This is a genomic window from Novosphingobium aureum, from assembly GCF_015865035.1.
Lineage (GTDB): Bacteria > Pseudomonadota > Alphaproteobacteria > Sphingomonadales > Sphingomonadaceae > Novosphingobium > Novosphingobium aureum.
In genome coordinates this window covers 1,474,655-1,491,581 of record NZ_JADZGI010000001.1, presented here as the reverse complement: position 1 = coordinate 1,491,581, position 16,927 = coordinate 1,474,655, and the positions used below count along the sequence as shown (strand labels likewise).

22 protein-coding genes and 1 tRNA gene are annotated in these 16,927 nt (G+C 64.3%); 13 read left to right on the top strand and 10 right to left on the bottom strand.

The features are described from left to right. Window positions 1-2 precede the first annotated feature (2 nt). The 12 genes from I5E68_RS07025 to I5E68_RS06970 all read left to right on the top strand — a co-directional run bounded on the left by I5E68_RS07025 (window position 3) and on the right by I5E68_RS06970 (window position 6,913). The gene (locus I5E68_RS07025; protein ID WP_197162398.1) at window positions 3-566 is read left to right on the top strand and encodes a DUF4376 domain-containing protein; all 564 of its coding nucleotides are present in this window, start codon (window positions 3-5) and stop codon (window positions 564-566) included. After that, window positions 563-808: a hypothetical protein gene (locus tag I5E68_RS07020; protein ID WP_197162397.1), complete on the top strand. Its 246-nt coding sequence runs from the start codon at window positions 563-565 to the stop codon at window positions 806-808. Before I5E68_RS07025 ends, I5E68_RS07020 begins: the two co-directional genes overlap by 4 nt. 130 nt (window positions 809-938) lie before the next feature. After that, window positions 939-1,373: a hypothetical protein gene (locus I5E68_RS07015; RefSeq protein ID WP_197162396.1), complete on the top strand. Its 435-nt coding sequence runs from the start codon at window positions 939-941 to the stop codon at window positions 1,371-1,373. Further along, window positions 1,373-1,825: a hypothetical protein gene (locus I5E68_RS07010; RefSeq protein ID WP_197162395.1), complete on the top strand. Its 453-nt coding sequence runs from the start codon at window positions 1,373-1,375 to the stop codon at window positions 1,823-1,825. Before I5E68_RS07015 ends, I5E68_RS07010 begins: the two co-directional genes overlap by 1 nt. Next, window positions 1,822-2,361 carry a glycoside hydrolase family 108 protein gene (locus tag I5E68_RS07005; RefSeq protein ID WP_197162394.1) on the top strand — a complete coding sequence of 180 codons (540 nt, stop codon included), beginning with the start codon at window positions 1,822-1,824 and terminating at the stop codon, window positions 2,359-2,361. Before I5E68_RS07010 ends, I5E68_RS07005 begins: the two co-directional genes overlap by 4 nt. Further along, on the top strand, window positions 2,358-2,558 hold the full coding sequence (locus I5E68_RS07000) for a hypothetical protein (RefSeq protein ID WP_197162393.1): 201 nt from the start codon (window positions 2,358-2,360) through the stop codon (window positions 2,556-2,558). Before I5E68_RS07005 ends, I5E68_RS07000 begins: the two co-directional genes overlap by 4 nt. Beyond that, window positions 2,555-2,950: a hypothetical protein gene (locus I5E68_RS06995; RefSeq protein ID WP_197162392.1), complete on the top strand. Its 396-nt coding sequence runs from the start codon at window positions 2,555-2,557 to the stop codon at window positions 2,948-2,950. The genes I5E68_RS07000 and I5E68_RS06995 overlap by 4 nt, the downstream gene beginning before the upstream one ends. Continuing rightward, a complete protein-coding gene (locus I5E68_RS06990) occupies window positions 2,947-3,219 on the top strand; it encodes a hypothetical protein (protein ID WP_197162391.1) in 273 nt (90 codons plus the stop codon). Before I5E68_RS06995 ends, I5E68_RS06990 begins: the two co-directional genes overlap by 4 nt. After that, window positions 3,216-4,898, top strand: coding sequence for a hypothetical protein (locus tag I5E68_RS06985; protein WP_197162389.1), 1,683 nt, complete (start codon window positions 3,216-3,218; stop codon window positions 4,896-4,898). The genes I5E68_RS06990 and I5E68_RS06985 overlap by 4 nt, the downstream gene beginning before the upstream one ends. Next, window positions 4,891-5,961, top strand: coding sequence for a right-handed parallel beta-helix repeat-containing protein (locus tag I5E68_RS06980; RefSeq protein WP_197162387.1), 1,071 nt, complete (start codon window positions 4,891-4,893; stop codon window positions 5,959-5,961). Before I5E68_RS06985 ends, I5E68_RS06980 begins: the two co-directional genes overlap by 8 nt. A 503-nt stretch (window positions 5,962-6,464) precedes the next feature. Next, complete coding sequence (locus tag I5E68_RS06975) at window positions 6,465-6,686, top strand: hypothetical protein (RefSeq protein ID WP_197162385.1); 222 nt, start codon at window positions 6,465-6,467, stop codon at window positions 6,684-6,686. Then, window positions 6,683-6,913: a hypothetical protein gene (locus tag I5E68_RS06970; RefSeq protein WP_197162384.1), complete on the top strand. Its 231-nt coding sequence runs from the start codon at window positions 6,683-6,685 to the stop codon at window positions 6,911-6,913. Before I5E68_RS06975 ends, I5E68_RS06970 begins: the two co-directional genes overlap by 4 nt. A 246-nt stretch (window positions 6,914-7,159) precedes the next feature. On the opposite strand, the gene I5E68_RS20470 is transcribed toward I5E68_RS06970, so the two are convergent. The 7 genes from I5E68_RS20470 to I5E68_RS06935 form a co-directional block, all read right to left on the bottom strand. Next, window positions 7,160-7,666 (bottom strand): hypothetical protein, encoded by a 507-nt coding sequence (locus tag I5E68_RS20470; protein ID WP_197162383.1) that lies wholly within the window; start codon window positions 7,664-7,666, stop codon window positions 7,160-7,162. Between the two features lie 109 nt (window positions 7,667-7,775). Then, a complete protein-coding gene (locus I5E68_RS06960) occupies window positions 7,776-8,228 on the bottom strand; it encodes a hypothetical protein (RefSeq protein ID WP_197162382.1) in 453 nt (150 codons plus the stop codon). A gap of 10 nt (window positions 8,229-8,238) precedes the next feature. Next, window positions 8,239-8,532, bottom strand: a complete 294-nt coding sequence (locus tag I5E68_RS06955; protein ID WP_197162381.1) for a hypothetical protein — start codon at window positions 8,530-8,532, stop codon at window positions 8,239-8,241. Next, a complete protein-coding gene (locus I5E68_RS06950) occupies window positions 8,529-9,200 on the bottom strand; it encodes a hypothetical protein (RefSeq protein WP_197162380.1) in 672 nt (223 codons plus the stop codon). Before I5E68_RS06950 ends, I5E68_RS06955 begins: the two co-directional genes overlap by 4 nt. Next, window positions 9,197-9,676, bottom strand: a complete 480-nt coding sequence (locus I5E68_RS06945; RefSeq protein ID WP_197162379.1) for a hypothetical protein — start codon at window positions 9,674-9,676, stop codon at window positions 9,197-9,199. The genes I5E68_RS06950 and I5E68_RS06945 overlap by 4 nt, the downstream gene beginning before the upstream one ends. A 222-nt stretch (window positions 9,677-9,898) precedes the next feature. Next, entirely contained in the window at window positions 9,899-10,468 is a 570-nt protein-coding gene (locus tag I5E68_RS06940) for a hypothetical protein (RefSeq protein ID WP_197162378.1), read from the bottom strand. Beyond that, a complete protein-coding gene (locus tag I5E68_RS06935; protein ID WP_197162376.1) occupies window positions 10,461-10,712 on the bottom strand; it encodes a hypothetical protein in 252 nt (83 codons plus the stop codon). The genes I5E68_RS06940 and I5E68_RS06935 overlap by 8 nt, the downstream gene beginning before the upstream one ends. A gap of 130 nt (window positions 10,713-10,842) precedes the next feature. On the opposite strand from I5E68_RS06935, the gene I5E68_RS06930 reads away from it, so the two are divergent. Further along, window positions 10,843-10,919, top strand: a tRNA-Pro gene (locus I5E68_RS06930). Between the two features lie 48 nt (window positions 10,920-10,967). Here I5E68_RS06930 and I5E68_RS06925 read toward each other — a convergent pair. From I5E68_RS06925 to I5E68_RS06915, 3 genes are all read right to left on the bottom strand, one after another. After that, a complete protein-coding gene (locus I5E68_RS06925) occupies window positions 10,968-12,734 on the bottom strand; it encodes a M1 family metallopeptidase (RefSeq protein ID WP_197162374.1) in 1,767 nt (588 codons plus the stop codon). 240 nt (window positions 12,735-12,974) lie between these two features. Further along, window positions 12,975-13,880, bottom strand: a complete 906-nt coding sequence (locus tag I5E68_RS06920; protein WP_197162372.1) for a dihydrodipicolinate synthase family protein — start codon at window positions 13,878-13,880, stop codon at window positions 12,975-12,977. Between the two features lie 200 nt (window positions 13,881-14,080). Then, window positions 14,081-16,777, bottom strand: a complete 2,697-nt coding sequence (locus tag I5E68_RS06915) for a TonB-dependent receptor plug domain-containing protein (RefSeq protein WP_197162370.1) — start codon at window positions 16,775-16,777, stop codon at window positions 14,081-14,083. Between the last annotated feature and the right edge of the window lie 150 nt (window positions 16,778-16,927).

The window sequence follows — 16,927 nt, the reverse complement described above, 5'->3', positions numbered from 1 at the left end:
GCATGAGCTACAGCCACGCCTTCCCCGAGGGCTGGGATATCGACTGGATCATCCAGAAGGCCCAGCTCTTCATCCAGTTCAGCATCGCTGCGAGTGACCCGGCCAATCCCGGCTTTGGCAAGCTGATCTACAACGGCACGCCCGAGCAGTTCGAGACTGTGACGGACCTCCTCGAGCAGTATCCGAGCCTCTACGCCGAGGAGGTGCTCAAGCCGCGCCTGTGGGAGCAGGTCAAGGAACTGCGCACGCAGCACGTCTTCGCTGGTGCTGACACACCCTCAGGCGCCGTCGACACGAGCGAGGAAGCGCAGCGCAACATCGTGGGCGCCACGCTCGCCGCGCAGATCGCTCTGGCGGCAGCGCAGCCCTTCTCGATCGACTGGACGATGGCCGACAACTCCGAGGCCAACCTCGACGCAGAGGCCATGATCGCGGTCGGCCTCGCGGTCGTCGCACACATCGACGCCTGCCACGCCCGCGCCCGCGCCCTGCGCGCCGAGATCAACGCGGCCGCCAACGTCGATGCCGTTTCCGCGATCGACATCACCACCGGCTGGCCAGAATGATCGTCCGCCTGAAAGCGTGGGCCTGGCTCCTCGCGATCTGCCTCACGCAAGCCGTCTTCAACACTGGCGGCGCTGGACTGTGGTGGGTCGTCACCGGGCGCGGCGTTGCTCCCGATCCCGACGAACCGCTTTCCGCACGCATCGGCCGCAACGCCATCGCCGGGAAGCGCTGGGCCCTGTGGGCTGAGGCAGCGCTCGATGCAGTTCTCGGCGCCGGACACTGCCGCAACAGCCACAGGTAGCCGCCCAAGGAGGGTATGACGGCGGTAACGGCGCTGGGGCAGAACCTTAGGCTTCCCGAGCGGTCAAATGCCTTGGCCGCGAGCGGAAACTGCCCTGAATGATCTCGCCTGCCTCCACAAGCGCGCTGACATGCACGCGATGAGCCTCGCCACCGCAGACCACTGGATGGACGTGATGCGCTGGTGGGCGGTGCTTGGGGCGCTCCTTGGCGGCGTCCCGCTCGCTCGCAGGCTATGGACCATCATCAAGGTACGGGCGCTGGGCGGCCGGGCCGATGTGCCTGTGCCTCAGCTCCCGCTCATTATCGCTGGCGCCTCGCTCCTCTGCTTCCTCAGCTTCAGCTTCGTTACGGGTGCCTTTCTCCCGTTCACGACTCGCCTCCCCGGTTTCGGGCTAAGCGCTCTGGCCGTCCGCTACCTGCTCTCCGTGATGTGGACGGTAGCAGGGGTTGGCTCGTGGTTGGCCGCAATCGCATTTCTTCAGGGGCGCTGGTACATCGCCGGGTCCTCGCTTTCATGGTTCGTGGCCGTCTGGTTCGCCACGATCGCAACGGCGGGTGGGTAATGCGTGGCGAAGCTGCAGCGAAGTACGTCCCCGCTCTCGTCACCGCGCCGCTGGGTGCCGTCGATCCGACTTATGCAGGTATCGCGTTTGGCATGGTGACCGGGTGGCTCGCGATTGTTGGCGTCATGTACGAGCAGCGCCGAGCCCTCCACGAGATCCGGCGCGCGTTCATCGTTTCCGTTCTGATCGGCGGCGGCGGTGCGCTCTTCGCGATGGGTGCGGTGCGCTGGTTGGACCTCAGCCCGCTGGGCGCTGCTATCGCTTCCTTCGTGATCGCGTTCGGCGGCGTGAAGACGATGAAGTCGCTTACCAACATGATCTGGAAGCTCTTCGACGCATGGGTCGATGACGCGGCGAAGATGGGCCGCAAGCGCGCCGAGGCTGCGCGGATGCTCGCCGAGAACACCACCAAGGACATGAGCCGCCTGCGCGGCGAGGGAGATGAGAAGTGACGATTGACGAGATGATCGAGCGCACGATCGGCGTCGAAGGCGGATACAGCAATCATTCTTCAGACCGGGGTGGCGCGACCCGCTGGGGGATCACCGAGCGGGTGGCGCGCCGCAACGGATACACGGGCGACATGCGCTACCTGCCGCGCGAAACGGCAGTAGCGATCTACCGCGCGGAATACCTCGTCAAACCGGGCTTCGCGGCGGTGGCAGAGATCATGCCGCTCGTGGCGGAGGAACTCTTCGACACCGGCGTCAACATGGGCCCCGACATTCCGGCTCGATGGCTTCAGGAATGGCTCAACGTCTTCAACCAGCGCGGCACCCTGTACGCCGATATCAAGGAGGATGCCGACATCGGCCCGGCGACGCTGGGAGCACTGCACGCGTTTGGGACGAAGCGAGGGCCTGAGGCTGAGACGGTGATGTTGCGCGCGCTCAACTGCTCGCAGGGCGAGCGGTACAAGGTCCTGAGCCAGAAGCGCCCGGCCAATGAGGACTTCACCTGGGGCTGGATGAGGACCCGGGTCGCATGAAGGCCATGTCCTCCGAGCAACGCTTCTGGGTCGCCGTGCTGGTGATCGGCGGCTACCTCGCTTTCGGCGCGGCAGCGATCTTCATCCCGCACGCCGAGAACGCGACCATCTTCATCAACACCGTCCTCGCCACCATGGGCCCGCTTGTGGGCTGGGTCGTGAAGGGCCTGTTCGATCAGCCGAGGGCCGAGCCGTGATCTGGGCCACGCTCCTCTCGCTTGGCGCGCGCCTCAAGGCTCTCCCGGAATGGGTCTGGTACGCCGCTGGCGTCATCGCGCTCATCGTCGGCGTACTCGTCTGGGATCGCTTCGACGACCGCGCCGCCGTCGAGGCTGATCGCGCCGAGACGCAGGCCCGCTCCATGGATGCGCGCGACCGGTCCGCCGAGGAGCGCGCGCAGGACGCGGTTAACGACCTTCTCGCCGAGCAAGAGCGGCAGAGCGCCATCAGCCGCGCCGCTGCTTCGGAGGCCACCAAACCATCTGAGGCGCGCGCGACCGTCTCGCCTCAGGACCGGGCGCTCGCCTGCATCGACCTTCGCAACGCGGGCATGACCAACGGCCCCAAGTACCGGGAGCACTGCCAGTGAAGCGCCTCTTCGCCCTGCCCGCCATCCTGCTGTGCCTTCCGGCCGCGATGTGCGCGCCCAAGCCGATCGCGATGCCCTCGGACGCGGATATCGAAGCCATCGCCAAGCCGCGCCCGGCGCCGGACAGCGAGGACATCCTCGACGATGCGACGGCCAATGCCATTCACGAGGCCGCCAAGGACAGCTGGGCAGACAAGGTCCACTCGGCGGGCCTGCGCGTGTGCCGGTATTTCGAGCGCATGGGCGCTGCTGTGGAGTGCGACCAATGAGCCTCGGCCTGAGCCTTTCCCTCGGACTGTCCAGCATCGCGCTTGCATCGGGCGGCGGGGGCGGCGCGGGCGGCGGCGGGAGCACACCTGCTCCGGTTGAAGCCTACGACTTGCCCTACCCCACCGATGTTCGCCTCGAAGCCTCGCTGCTCGCCCCCGAGGTCGATGGCAACGATCAGGTCACCACCTGGCCGGACATGATGGGCCTTGCCGACGCGGTGGCGATCACGGGCGGTACGCTTCCCCCGGGCGGCGCGCCCAAGGTCGTCACCGACCATGCCGGGCGCACCGGCCTGCTCTTCGAAGGCCAGCACGCGCTCGAGGTGCAGGACACGCTGGCGAATTACACCGGCAACAACTGCACGGTCTACGCGGTGATCCGCTACCTCGACGCGGCCAGCTCCACCGCGCAGTCGGTCTTCGGCATCGGCCGCAATGCCAGCGGCACCGCGCCCAATACCCTGCGCGCCTTCATGAACCACCTCGGGTCATTTCAGGCCAATGGCGTCGCGGCCAACTCGCAGCCGCCCTTCCTCGCCCACGGCAGCAAATACTTAGTCAGCGGAAACACCGTGCTCGGCAATGAGAGGGTGGCGGGCCAGTCGCGGCGCAAGATGATTTTGCACGCAGGCATTCAAGTCGTGGCGATAACCGGCGGGGCCTCCAGCACCGCCGAAATCCACATGAACGACGAATACTGCACCGGCATCACGACGATGAACACGGGCACGACGGCAACGAGCGGCGGCGAGATCGGGCGACATGCCTATGACCCGCGCTCAAGCAACTACGGCACCTTCATCCTCTACGGCCTGTTCATCCAGCGCAGCAAGCAGACCACCGCCCAGATACAGGCCAACATCGGCGCGATGATGGATGCCTACGGTGTCGTGCCGATCGAGCACCAGCTCATCCTCGACGGTGACAGCCGCTTTGCTGACAGCGGCCCGAGCATCATGGGCGAGAGCAAGCAAGGCTACCTCGGTCCGCAGATCAACTACGAGCTGGAACGACAAGGCATCCGCAACTGGCGCGTGATCAACCACGCGATCGGCGGCAGCACCATCGACAAGGACGATGGCGGGACCGGTCAGGCCATCGACAAGGGCCTGCGCCAGAAGCGCGACTACCTCAACAACTCGATGTTCTCGGGCAACTGGACGCTACCCGGCCGCAACGTCGTCGCAGTCGAAATCTGGCACAACGACAGCTCGCAGACCCTCAATGCGAAGTACACCGCGCCGGTCTACGGGGCAGCGCGCGCGGATCAGATCTACGCGAACCTCATCGACCTCGTGCGCAACGATACCCGCAGCTATCTGGCGCTCGGCTACGAGTACATGGCCGGCATCACCCTGCCCGGCAGCACGACCATGGCTGCGGGCCTTGCGCAGATGCGCGGCCACCTGCGCGCTGCCAGCTTCTTCGAGGACTTCGGCGGACAGCCGGGCGGTCCCTACGAGGGCAAGGTGCGCCGCGCCGAGAACCCGCTCTCGATGCAGGTCACGGGCGCTTGGGGCGACTACGTGCTCGACCCCGCGCTCTCCAGCACCGACCCGCGCCTGAATAGCCAGGGCGGGATCTACTACGCCGACCAAGCCCACCAACGCGCCGTCTGCCAGCCCTTCATGGCGAAGTGCATGGTTGACCGACTTCTAGGAGCAGACCCTTATGTCTAAGATCCATGACCTCGCCGGTGCCACGCTCGAAGGCGTGGACCTCGAAGCTGACACCCACTACATCAACGGCACCCTGCGCTTCTGCACGGTGCGCCGCGCCGACAACGTGACCGTGGGCAAAGGCATTGTCATTGTCACCGGGCCTGACACCGGCCTCGAGGTCTCCAGCAGCGCGAATTTTCTTGCCGATGGCGTGACAGTCACCTGCGACGAAGGCGTTGTGCCGGTCGATGCGCACTACGGCATCAGCATGCGGGGCTGCACTAACGCCAAGGTGATCAACAGCATCATCCAGCGCGCGCGCATGGGCATCTGCTTCATGGAGTGCGACGGGATCGAGGCTACCCGCAACGATATCTACGGTTGCGGTGAGGACGGCATTCGCGCCTTCGGCTGCCAGAACGGCCTGATTGCCGAGAACGAGATCCACGACTTCTGCGACGACGACGAGGCGCTTGGCTCGAAGGAAGGTGCGCACCGCGACGGCATCCAGATCGCGCCGTTCTATACCGGCGAGGGCAACGAGAACCTCGTGGTCCGCGACAACCTCTTCTATGTGGGCGAAGGCGTCGAGTTCACGCCGATCTTCCATCGCACCTACGGCAAGCCCGAGGGCGCGGAGAACCCCAAGCAGCCCGATGGCGTGAACGTCGACATCATCGAGAACCTCTGCTTCACGCAGGGCGGCGCGGCGATCACCCAGCACGGCAACGGCAAGCTCATCGGCAACCTAGCGGTCGGCTACAATGGCCCCGCCTGGGCGAACCCGCACAGTCGCACCAAGCACGCGATCGGCAAGGTGAACCTCACCCGCTTCACCGGCACGGCCGAGAACAACCAGGCCGAGCACTTCTACTACCGCGATGCTGCTGGTGACACGTACCGGAAAGGCTGGATGCCCGAGGGCGCTGGCAACGAGCTCGTCGAGCCGTACACGCTGGAGCAGATCGAGGCGGCGATTGCCGACTGGCGCGCCAGGTTCCGAGCGCCGCCGTTGCCCGAAGGACTGTCCCCCGCGGTGCTCGATTTCCTCGATGCGCGATACGGGCGGGCGGTTGCCTGAATTTAACCGGCCATCCGCCTCGGGTTGGCCTACGACGTGAGCGCGCCCTCCCGGTGAATTCCCCCAAGAAAACTGCCGGGAGGGCGCATCGCAAATCACGACTACTCAGCATGCAAAAAGCGCGACGGAGCTTAGCTCCATCGCGCTCTGCGACCCGAGGTTAATCACCTTCATTTCGTTGCTCGAATGAAATGGCAGTATTTTCCTGAACACAGGATTAAAAAAGAAGCAATAAACCACGACATTATAAAAAATCGGCGACCCCTCATACGAGAAGCCGCCGTAAGTTTTCAAGGTCTGGGAACGCCCCATCCCTTTCGGGTCGCAGTAGGGGCTTTACCACGTGAAACCAGCAACGCGAAATAAATAATAAAAATGTTTCAATTGTATTTTACAATATTAATATTGTGCAATTGAACATTAGCACAATACTCTGATTTTGTTCAGATAAACCGGTCAACAGCGCGCCGCATACACCTTACCCCCTCTGCTATATCCGCGTCATGGGTAGCAAGCGCCTCGATTCGATCTCCGACTTCAACCGCTACGGGTATGACCTGCGCGTCACCTGCCGCTGCGGGCACGTCGGGCGCATCGACAGCAAGGCTCTCACCGCGCAATGCGTAGCCCGCGGGCTCAGTCGTCAGATGCATGCGATCGAGCGGCGCCTGCGCTGCGCCAAGTGCGGCGCACGTGACGTGAAGTGCGGGCCGGCTGAGCGATGAAGTTCGGCATCAAGCGCCCCGATGGTGATCTCGTCTCATTCCACAGCGGCAAGCCTATCCTGTTCGACACGCACGGGGAGGCCGCAGCCTGGCTGATGCGCGGCGAGGTCGTTGAGGAAGTGGAGGCGGACGCGAGCAGCGCGATTGTGGAGGGCGCCGGCGCGCCTAGCGCGCGGTCTGAGCCTGACGATCTTCTTGCGGCTCTGCGGTGGTACCGGCCAGACTGATCGGTCGCGGTTTGATGGCCCGTCACTCGGTCAGCTCCTCCCGCCACAGGGCTTGCCAACCTACTACCCGGTTTCGTCTGCCGTCATAGGGAAGGTTCCAGTGGCGCTGGCCCTATGCTCCGCCTGCGAGAATCTACCATTGGCCTCGGTCGCAGGACTGTACCTCTGGCGGCCCGTCATACATGGGTGGAGCCGATACCTGTTACTGGCGCCCTCGCCCGGGTCACTCCCAGGCCTTATCGCCCGTTATCCTCGCGGAAGGGTGTGGTGTTCGCCGCGCTCGATCTCAAGCGCAAGCATGGTGATATTCCAGCCATCAGCCGATCCAGTCTCCTGCCGACGCTTGTCGAAGTACGCCACAACCTCCGCCTCGACCGCCTGCCGATCCGTCACGCCGTCCCAATCCTCCAGCGCAGCCTCGGGCCAGACCTGCACGCTGCCTTCCTCAAGCGCGCTTTCGACAGCGTAGCCGATGGGTGTCGCTTCGGTCTGGTAGAAGCCAACGACCTTGCCACGCCATTTGCTGTTGCGCTTCTTTTGGACAAGATCGCCCATACCCCAGCGTGCGCCCTCGGGCTGTCCTGCCGCCTTCTGCACGATGGGGATGATGGCGCGGGCGGTTCGTCCATAGTGCTCGACAGCATCCATGCAGCGCTCCGTATGACATTGACCGACACACAGCCCGTAGCCCCCAGCACGGCACAGCGCCTGCGCCACCGCCTCGACAAGTGCTTCGTTCGGTTGGGTGGTCATGGCTTCGTGATCCTGAGAATAGCCCGGCACGCGGCGAAAAGGGCGGTGTACAGTAGGATTAGGATGGGGCCGCCGCAGAGCAGCCAGAACGCAACGTCAGAGGGGGCCATCACTCACCCTCCATTGCTCGGGCGCCGAGGGCCCGCTGCACGATCAGCACCACGTCCTCGACCTTTTCGTTCTGGCGATAGAGATTGCGCTCAACGAGCTTTGCGCACTGCTGCAGCGCCACTCGAAACCGCTCATTCTCAACGAGCAGGCGGACGCTTTGCCCGACCAAGCAAGCGGCCTCGTTTGCCGCGGCCGCCAGAGCCACCGATTTGAAATCGCGGTTCATTGCGATCAGGCGCCCCGCCAGATCGGTCGGCTCAGGCTCCTCCGGCGCTGGCAAATAGCTCATGCCGTCGCGAGGTCCGTCTGGACCATTGGGATGCGTGATCGAGCGCGCTTCCTCGAGAGTGTAGCGGCCCGCGTCGTCGGTACGCGCGGTGTAGCCTTGGCTGTTGGGGCGGTAGAAATAGGCGCCTTTGCGGATCAGGTACTTGGCTTCATGGTTAGTCATGGACGATCCCTTAAGGAAGGCAGCGCGGCGATCCACCGCATAGGTTTTCAGGCGCGTCGAACTCGAAGTCTTCTGGCTCACCCGGCCATTCCGCCCACTGGCCACAAGAGCGGCATTGAAACTCGATCGCACCGCTCTCGTCGCGCCGCAGGCCCTCGGGGAGCTCGTCGACCATTTCGGTGGCATCACCAGCTTGGTCGACGAGCTGCGCGTTGACCGCGCCGCAGCTCGCGCATTCGGTATGGGTGAGATTGGAGAGCGGGCCGCGCCATGTGACGTGGCCACCGCAGCAAGCGCAGATCATGCGTAATCCCCCTCGCGCTCAAGCCCCCTCCGACACGGCGCGATCCACCGCAGCCGCGTATTCTCCTCCCCATCCAGCCACACCAGCCAGGCGTAGCTCGTCGCGGTCGAAGCCTTGCGCGGCTCGCCCGTCTTCGGGTCGATGTTGGCCGGGTCAGGCTCCCCTGCCCGCACCATGCGCCCGCGCAGCATCACGACGCGCTCGGAGAACACGAGCACGAAGGCTGGAGGCCGTTCGGTGAAGATGCGCCCGCACCGCCCCTCGCCCTCGAGGAACGACGTGCGCACCAGCGCCGCGCAGCCCAGCGTGCTCGTCGCCACGGCACGCTCAATGAACTGCTCGGCGAGGCGGAACGGCGGGTTGAAGATAGTGAAGTCGACCGGCTCGGGCAGAAGGCCGAACAGGTAGTCGTTCACCGGAAAGCCCGCGCCGTAGTCGTGGACATCGCTCGCCTCGACCTGAGCGAAGTGCTCGCGCAGCGGGCGCACCATGTAGCCGCGGTTCGCGGTCGGCTCGCGCGCGTTGCAGTTTTCGAGTTGGAAGCCCTGCCCGCGCAGGAACTCGCACAGCGCGCGGGTCGCGCAGGCTGGTGTTGGAAAGTCGTCGAGGCTGTCGTGCGCTTCGACCCGCTGCGCCATGACGGCGCTCGAGGTGTTCTGGCCGGTCATGCGCTCAACTCCTCACGCCTGCGCTTTCCTTCAAGCCGGTCAGCGTAGGCGCGCCTCCCGGCCCATGGATCTCCGAAATCGAGCGATGTGTCATAGCGCCACCCATTCTGCGCGAGCGACGTGCTGTCCGCCGAAGCGAACGGATAATCGAAGGCGACTGCCGTGCCGCGAAGCATGTGTAGGACCGGCCAGCGATTGCCGAGGGCAGTCCCCACTTCGTCCATGCGTGCCCGATAGTCGTGCGCGCCGACCTTTGGACCGGTCCAGCCAAGGCACACGCGGTCCCAGCGCTCGCAGAGCCTCAGAAGGCGCTCTATCGGGCCGTCCATGTGCCAGACCGGAGCCCCCTTCTGCCCGAACGGCCAGTCGTTGAGATATCCATCGTTGAGCTGGGACGGCGCGCCGGGAGCATCGGGGATGATCGCCCACCTCCCGGGGTGCCAGAGCCTCGCGTCGAGCCAACGGTAATACGGCACCCAATCGCTGCCGTCGTAGAACCACTCTTGTCCCCGGCGCAGCGCGGCTTGCCAGAACGAAAACGCGCCGTTGTCGAAACATGATGTCAGGGCATCGGGCCTCTACCGCCTCCACGTCGTCAGGACGGTAGAAGGACACGCAGGCGGCGCGACCCAAAAGGACTTCGGCAAGCGCAGCGCGCGGCGTCATGGGCGTGCCATGATAGACAGTGGGTCGACCGCTCATCCCGCCACCTCGTCGATGTTGCCCCGGTGGACGTTGAACGACACCGCGACGATCCACGGGTTGTCCTCCCAGCGCTCGCCCTTGGTGGTGTGGAGGCTGTTCCAAAGTTCTGCGAACCGGCGTTGTGGCCAGCCCCAGTCTCCTTTTTCGGGATACTCGACCCGCTCAATGCCCTCGGCCAATGCGTCCGCCTCGGAGATGTCGGCGATCCGCTGCACGCGGACCTCGGCCACTTCGAGCCACAGGCGCGAGGCCCAGCGCGGCATGTGGATCGAAGGGCGCCAACGAACATCTACTCGCGGGCCGCGAGCCAAAGCTTCTTCATGGCCGAGCCGATACCAGCTTCGTGCCCCGTCGATTGCATGAGCTTCGCGTACGTAAAGCCGGTCGCCGGGGGCGTATGGCAAAAGGTCCGCGTTCCCGGGCAATTGCAGGAATGCAGGCTTGAAGACGGCCAGAGCGTCCAGTGCGGCTGGCTTCTTGACCAACCGACGGGTCTGCGTCTTGCGCCCATCGAGGAGCGCGCGGACCATCGCGGCGCTGAAAATGATGCCTTTGTCAGCCATGGTGCGAGCCCTCCCCGAGATCATCGCCAACGGCTGCGCGCCAGGCAGCGTCGATCACGCGCGCATCCGGCAGCGGCGTGAACCAAAGCCGCGGCTCGTCTTCCTCGAAGTAGGGCCACCCGGTATCGATCGGCGTTCCGCAGTGTGGCGGCTCCTCGATCGGTATGAGGTGCCAAAGCACATCGCCCATGTCCTCGTGCCAGACGGCGAACGGGCGCGGCGTGTGGAGGTTTTCGAGGAACACCTCAAGAACATCGTTCGGGACTATTTCGGGACTCGCTCGCCGTGTTGCCCCAATGTTCTGCCGTGAACTGCCATCAGCGAAAGAACGTGCTTGCGTCGAGGCCCGAGGAAACCTAAGGGCTTCGGCGCGTCGGGGAGTGGCGCAGTCCGGTAGCGCGCCTGCTTTGGGAGCAGGATGTCGCAGGTTCGAATCCTGTCTCCCCGACCATTTTTCACTACATTACATACGCCCATGCTGGCTATGCAGAGGTGACGGTCAGTCGATCGACTGCCCGCTTTTGGCCTGCTGTGCCTTCCATTGCTGGTACGCGACGATCGCGTCGGACTGGACGAGGATCTTCGAATAGGGATCGGGCAGAACGTGGGTATCGCGGTCAGCTGTCACTTCGCCTGAGCCGTCGGTCATGGGCAAGGTCACGATCCTGTCGCCCACCCGCACGTCGAGCGGCATCGGGAACGGCAGGTCCCCTGGCACGTCCCAGCGCAGAACGGCCTTGTCCTGCGTACGTGTGACGAGGATGCGGGGCACAGCGGCCTGGTACAGATAGACGTCGAAGAACCAGCCATAGTCCTTGCCGGTTACTGTATTGACGATCTTCACGAAGCCTTGCGTAGTCCCGAACTGGGGTGTGAAGTTGCCGGGTCTGGGATCGGGGCGGCCATAGACGAGGCGGCGAATCGATTCGAAGAATGCATCGTCGCCGATCAGCTGACGCAGGCTGTGGGCCACCCAGCTACCCTTCTGATAGATGTCGCCGCGCGGACCGGTAGGGTCGGAATAGACCGCCTTTTCATCGCGATTGCGCCCCGAAACCAGGGGCTGGTCGTTACGGATGGCGGCGCGCTGGCCCTTGAGCTGGGCCATGTAGTCAATACGCCCACCATAGAATTCGGCCAGGAGCGGCTGCGCATAGGAGCCCAGCCCCTCGTGCAGCCACAAGTCATCGTAATTGGCGACGGAGAGCTGGTTGGCGAACCACTCGTGGCTGAACTCATGGTTCACCAGCCAGTCCCAGCCGAACGGCGTCTTGGGATATTCGTCGCTGTAACCATTGAGCGTCTGGTTCTCGAGGCCCGAGAACGGCACGCGGATCACGCCCATCTTCTGGTCGCTCCAGGGATAGGGACCGATCACCGATTCCCAGAAATCGAGAGTCCGGGGAAACTCAGCGAACAGCGCGTCGGCCTGGCTTTCCTCGCCGGGCAGGTAATAGAAGCGCATCGGGATCGTGTTGCCGAACCGGCTTTGATAGTCGCCCTTCTTGACCTTGTAGGGGCCCACGTTGAGCACCGAACCATAGGTATGAACGCTGCGCGCGGACCAGTTCCAGGTGGTCCATCCATCGCGCGTCTCAGCACTCACGAGATGGCCGTTGCCCGGCGCCATAAGACCCTCGGGCACGATGTAGTGCAGTTCGGAGCGCGCCGGCTTGAGCGTGGGATGGTCGAGACAGGGATAGAGCATGTCGCAACCGCCGCCCCACAAGGAGGTGTCGATCCACGGGTACTTGCCGTCTGGCGTGGTCGTCCAGGTCGTGCCCCCCTCCCAGGGAGGGCGCTTGGCCAGCGGCGGTGTACCGCGATAGGCAATGCGCACGGTGATGCGCGTATCGCGCGCCAGCGGCCGGGGCAGATCGATCCGCAACTGCCCCTCCGGGTTGGCGTAATGATCGGCCGGGATCGGCTCGCCATCGAGGGTAATCTGGTCGATCGCGAACTTTGGGAAGAAATCCAGCACCAAGGTGTCGAGCGCGCGGCGCGACGACAGGTCGAGCGCGGCGATGCCCTCGATGCGCTTCTCGGATGGAAATACCTTCAAGGTCAGGTCGAGCTTCTCGAACGTGAGAGCCATCTGCTCGGCGGGCATGGGCCCGCCCATCTTGCGGGTCTGGGCCGTGAGAAAACGCGGATCGGCGGGATCGGTCACTGGAGGAGCAGGCTGACGCTGGCCCCAGGCGGATGGCGCAAGACCATGCAGCAGGGCAAGGGCCGAGAGACCGGCAATCAAACGCTGTGACCGCAAATTCACACTCCTCTTGTTCTGTCCTGGCAACCCGCAGCCTTGCCGGCTGCTGCTTGTTCCGGCCGCATCCGGCTATGATGCTGCCTCTTGTCGTGCGTGTCTGCAGCGCCGAGCGCGGGTTGCGCTAAACGGCACGGTGCCGAGCTGTGCGAAACGATACGAAAAGGAGGGCGGCGGGCCAGTCGATGAAAGACTTCGGCCAGCCGCCCCAGTCGGTCGGGACAGCTCGTGTAATTCGTATCAGCCGGCGGGACGCGTGCGGGCGCATTCCTCGACCATGGCAATAACCTGCGCTCGCCGCTCGCCCGTCAGTGGCATGCGCGGCATGCGCACCCGTTCGGAGCCGCGTCCCATGATCTGTTCGGCCAGCTTGATCGACTGGACCAGATCGTGTTCGGCATCGAGGTGCAGCAGCGGCATGAACCAGCGGTAGATGCGCCGCGCCTCGATCCAGTCACCGGCCTCGACCGCAGCCATCAGCGCGACCGATTCCTGCGGGAAGGCGCTGGTCAGCCCCGAAACCCAGCCCGAGGCGCCCAGCATCATGCCCTCGAGCGCAACGTCATCGAGCCCGGCCATGACCTGATAGCGATCACCGAAGCGGTTGATCAGGTCGGTGAAGCGGCGCGGGTCGGGCGCGCTTTCCTTGACCGCGACGATATTGTCCACCGCGGCCAGTTCCTCGAGCACCGCGAAGGAGATCGACACACGATAGGCGGGCGGGTTGTTGTAGAGCATGATCGGCAACGAAGTGGCCGATGCGATCGCCTTGAAGTGCGCGGCCAGTTCCTCTTCGGTGGGCACGTAGACCATCGCGGGCAGCGCCATCAGCGCGTCGATCCCGATCTTCTCGGCATCGCGGGCATATTCGATCGCGCGCGCGGTGGTGAATTCGGAAACGCCCGTCACCAGTGGCACGCGCCCGCCCACGGCTTCGACACCGGCGGCCAGGATCGCTCGCTTTTCATCGGGTTCGAGCGAGTTGTTCTCGCCGCAGGTGCCCAGCAGGATCAATCCCGTGACACCATCGTCGACGAGCCTGCTCATGACTTTCTGCGTCTCGTCGATGTCGACCGATCCGTCGACTGCGAACTGGGTCGTGGCAGCCGGGTAAACACCTGTCCACAAGGCCTTCTTGGAACTCACCCTATTCTCCTTCGATGAACATGCCGCTTCTCTTGCGACAACCACGGCCCGGCCGGGACGGGGCCATCCGCGCAGTTTTCGCCGCACAGATGGAACCCGAACCCGGCGCGAGACCGGCAATCATAGCGCGTGGCCCTGCCCAGCCCCAGCCCCGAAGCCGCGAGGCCGGAGATTGCCGGGCCTGTCGAGCCAACCCAGCCTCAGAACTTCGCTTCGGCACGGGCATAGAAGAAACGCCCGCGCGAGTTGAAGGTATTGGCGTCGAAGCCGTTGTAGTAGTTGCCCTCGAGCCAGGGCGGCATCCGGTCGAACAGGTTCTCGACGCCGAACGTGAGGCGGGCCGAAGGCTCGCCGCCGATGTCGTAGGACACCTGAAGGTCGTGCTGGATATAGCTCTTGGCCTCGAGGAACTCCCCGTCGACCAGCAGCGAGGCCTCGTTGGTGACGCCATCGACATAGCGGGCGCCCCAGCTGACCATGAGATCGTCGCTCTGGTAGGTCAGGCGAGCCGTCCCGCGCCACTTTGCCAGCGTGCTGAGCGAGGTGGTGTAGGTACCGACACGTTCGACGGGCTCGGCACCCGCGGCGGGCGAGGACTTGTAGCTGTCCATGTAGGTCACATCGAGGCGACCGTTGAGCCGGCCCCACGATGCGCGCGGGGTGGTGTACTCGACCGCGGCGTCAATGCCCTGCACGCGCAGCGCCAGAAGGTTCTCGCGGATCGAGTATACCTCCTCGAGCGAGTTGTCGGGGAAGCGGCTGACCGCACCGCCGAAGCTCGTCCCGGCGGCATTCTCGGCGATGATGTAGTTGGGATCGGCGGTGCCAATGATGTCGCTCTTCTCGATGCGCCAGGCATCGACGGTCCACGAGAACCCGGGCAGGTAGTCAGGCGTATAGACGAAGCCGAGGGTATAGTTCTCGGCCGTTTCCGGACGCAGGTCAGGATTGCCGCCCGAGATTACCCAGGCGCCCGTCACCACCGGTGCCTGCACGCCATTACAGCCGGGCAGCGAGGCGAAGTTGTCGCCCTGGCACGGATCGACCAGCGGACGGTATCCACGCGACTGCTGCGGATTGGCTTCGGTAAAGTTCGGCGCACGGAAAGCCGTGCCCCACGAACCGCGGATCATCAGATCGTTGACCGGCCGCCAGCGCAGGCCGATCTGTGGATTGGTGGTGCTGCCGAACTGATTGTAGTGCGAATAGCGAACTGCGGCATCGATATCGAGCAGCTGGACCAGCGGCACGTCACGCAGCAGCGGCAGGCGCAGCTCGCCATAAATCTCCGAGACCTTGCGCGCCTGCGGTGCGAAGAGCGGAGTCGGCGTTTCCTTGTCAGGCGCATTGTCACGTTCCTCACGATAGGTCTCGCGGCGGAACTCGCCCCCGATCGAGATATCGAGCGGGCCGGCCCACAGGTCGACGAGCGTGCCCGACACGTTGCCGGTGACCGAGGTCAGCGATGCGTCGGTCTGCGACCAGCGCTGCGCGGTGATCGCGTGCAGCATCTCGTCGGTGACCGTGCCGGTCGCGCCGAACAGGTCGAGAGGAACACATCCCGCGATGGTGCGGCACACGTCGCTGTCGCCGAGCGCGGCTTCGAGACGGGCACGCTCGAGCGTACGGCCGCCGTCGTTGCGCAAGTCGAGGTCCTGGTAGTTGACCGCGAGCTCCCAGTCGAAGTTGCCGAAGACCTTGCCTTCGAGCCCGGCGACGTAGCGCATCACGTTCGACGTGATGTTCTGCGCCCGCGTGGGACCGGTGCGCAGTGTCTCCAGCAGCGTGCGCGATACGTCGAGGTCGACACCGAAGGTGTTGTAGTCGTTGTTCGCGTCGATGGTGTAGTCGTTCCAGGTGTCGAAGTAGTCCGGCGCAAGATAGCCAAGCGATTCGCGCCGGTTGTACGAAACCTCGACGAAGGCATTGACGCCCGAGGTGATCTCCTTCTCACCGGCAAACCACAGGTTGTACTGCTCGATCTCCGAGGCGCTGCTCTCGTATTGCCAGTAGTTGATGCCGTCGTTGCCGGTGCTCAGCGGATCGCCGGTCCCCGGGAAGACGTAAGTACGAAAATCGGCAAGTGACTGGCCTCGCGCAACACCGTCGCGCAGCACGTACCAAATGTCCGGATTGGCCGGATCGATGCCACGCAGTGCGGTCGAGGTCGGTGCGGAATCGCGCCAGTTACGCCCCCCGCGCGAACGCCAGTCCGGATCGCGGCTGACCGGGCGGTCGCCGATCGCATTGCCGCCCGAGGAGCGGTAGCTCGCGTTGAACACGAACCCGCCGTCGTCGAACCGGTCGCCGAAGGTCAGGCTGATATCGCGCGTGGGCAGGTCACCGCGATCCGAGACCCCCGCCCCGGCCTTGATCTGCAGCCCGTCGAACGAACGGCGCATGATGATGTTGACCACACCGGCGACGGCATCGGTGCCGTAGACGGCCGAGGCCCCGTTCTGGAGGACCTCGACGCGCTCGACCGCCTCGAACGGGATCGAGTTGAGGTCGACGGTGCCGCTGGCATTGTTCGAGATCATGCGGCGACCGTTGACCAGCACCAGGGTGTTGACCGCGCTGAGGCCGCGCAGGGCGACGTTGGCTGCGCCCGAGTTGCCGCGCCCAGCCGATTCACTGGCCGAAGGGCTGGCAACCGGAAGCTCGCGCAGCAATTCGCCCACGCTCTGCGCGCCAGTCGTGTCGATCTCGGCACGATCCATGACCGTGACTGGCGAAGCCGAGACAAGGTCGGTCTGGCGAAGGCGCGAACCGGTCACGACGATGTCGTTGGCGGGCGCCTCTCCGGCCAGCCCTTCATCGGCTGGCGCCTGCGCGTGAGCAACACCGATCGCGAGCGGCGATGCCGCCACCATCATCGTCAAGAGCACATGTTTCATCGAAATCCCCCTCATGGTTCCGCTGCAGTGAATATCATACACGGTATACGATTCGCTCATGCTGTCCAGAGGGGCAATTCGCAATCAATGAAATAAAATCACGTAATTCATCACATACATCTCGCGTACATTGGATTTTCTCTGAATTCA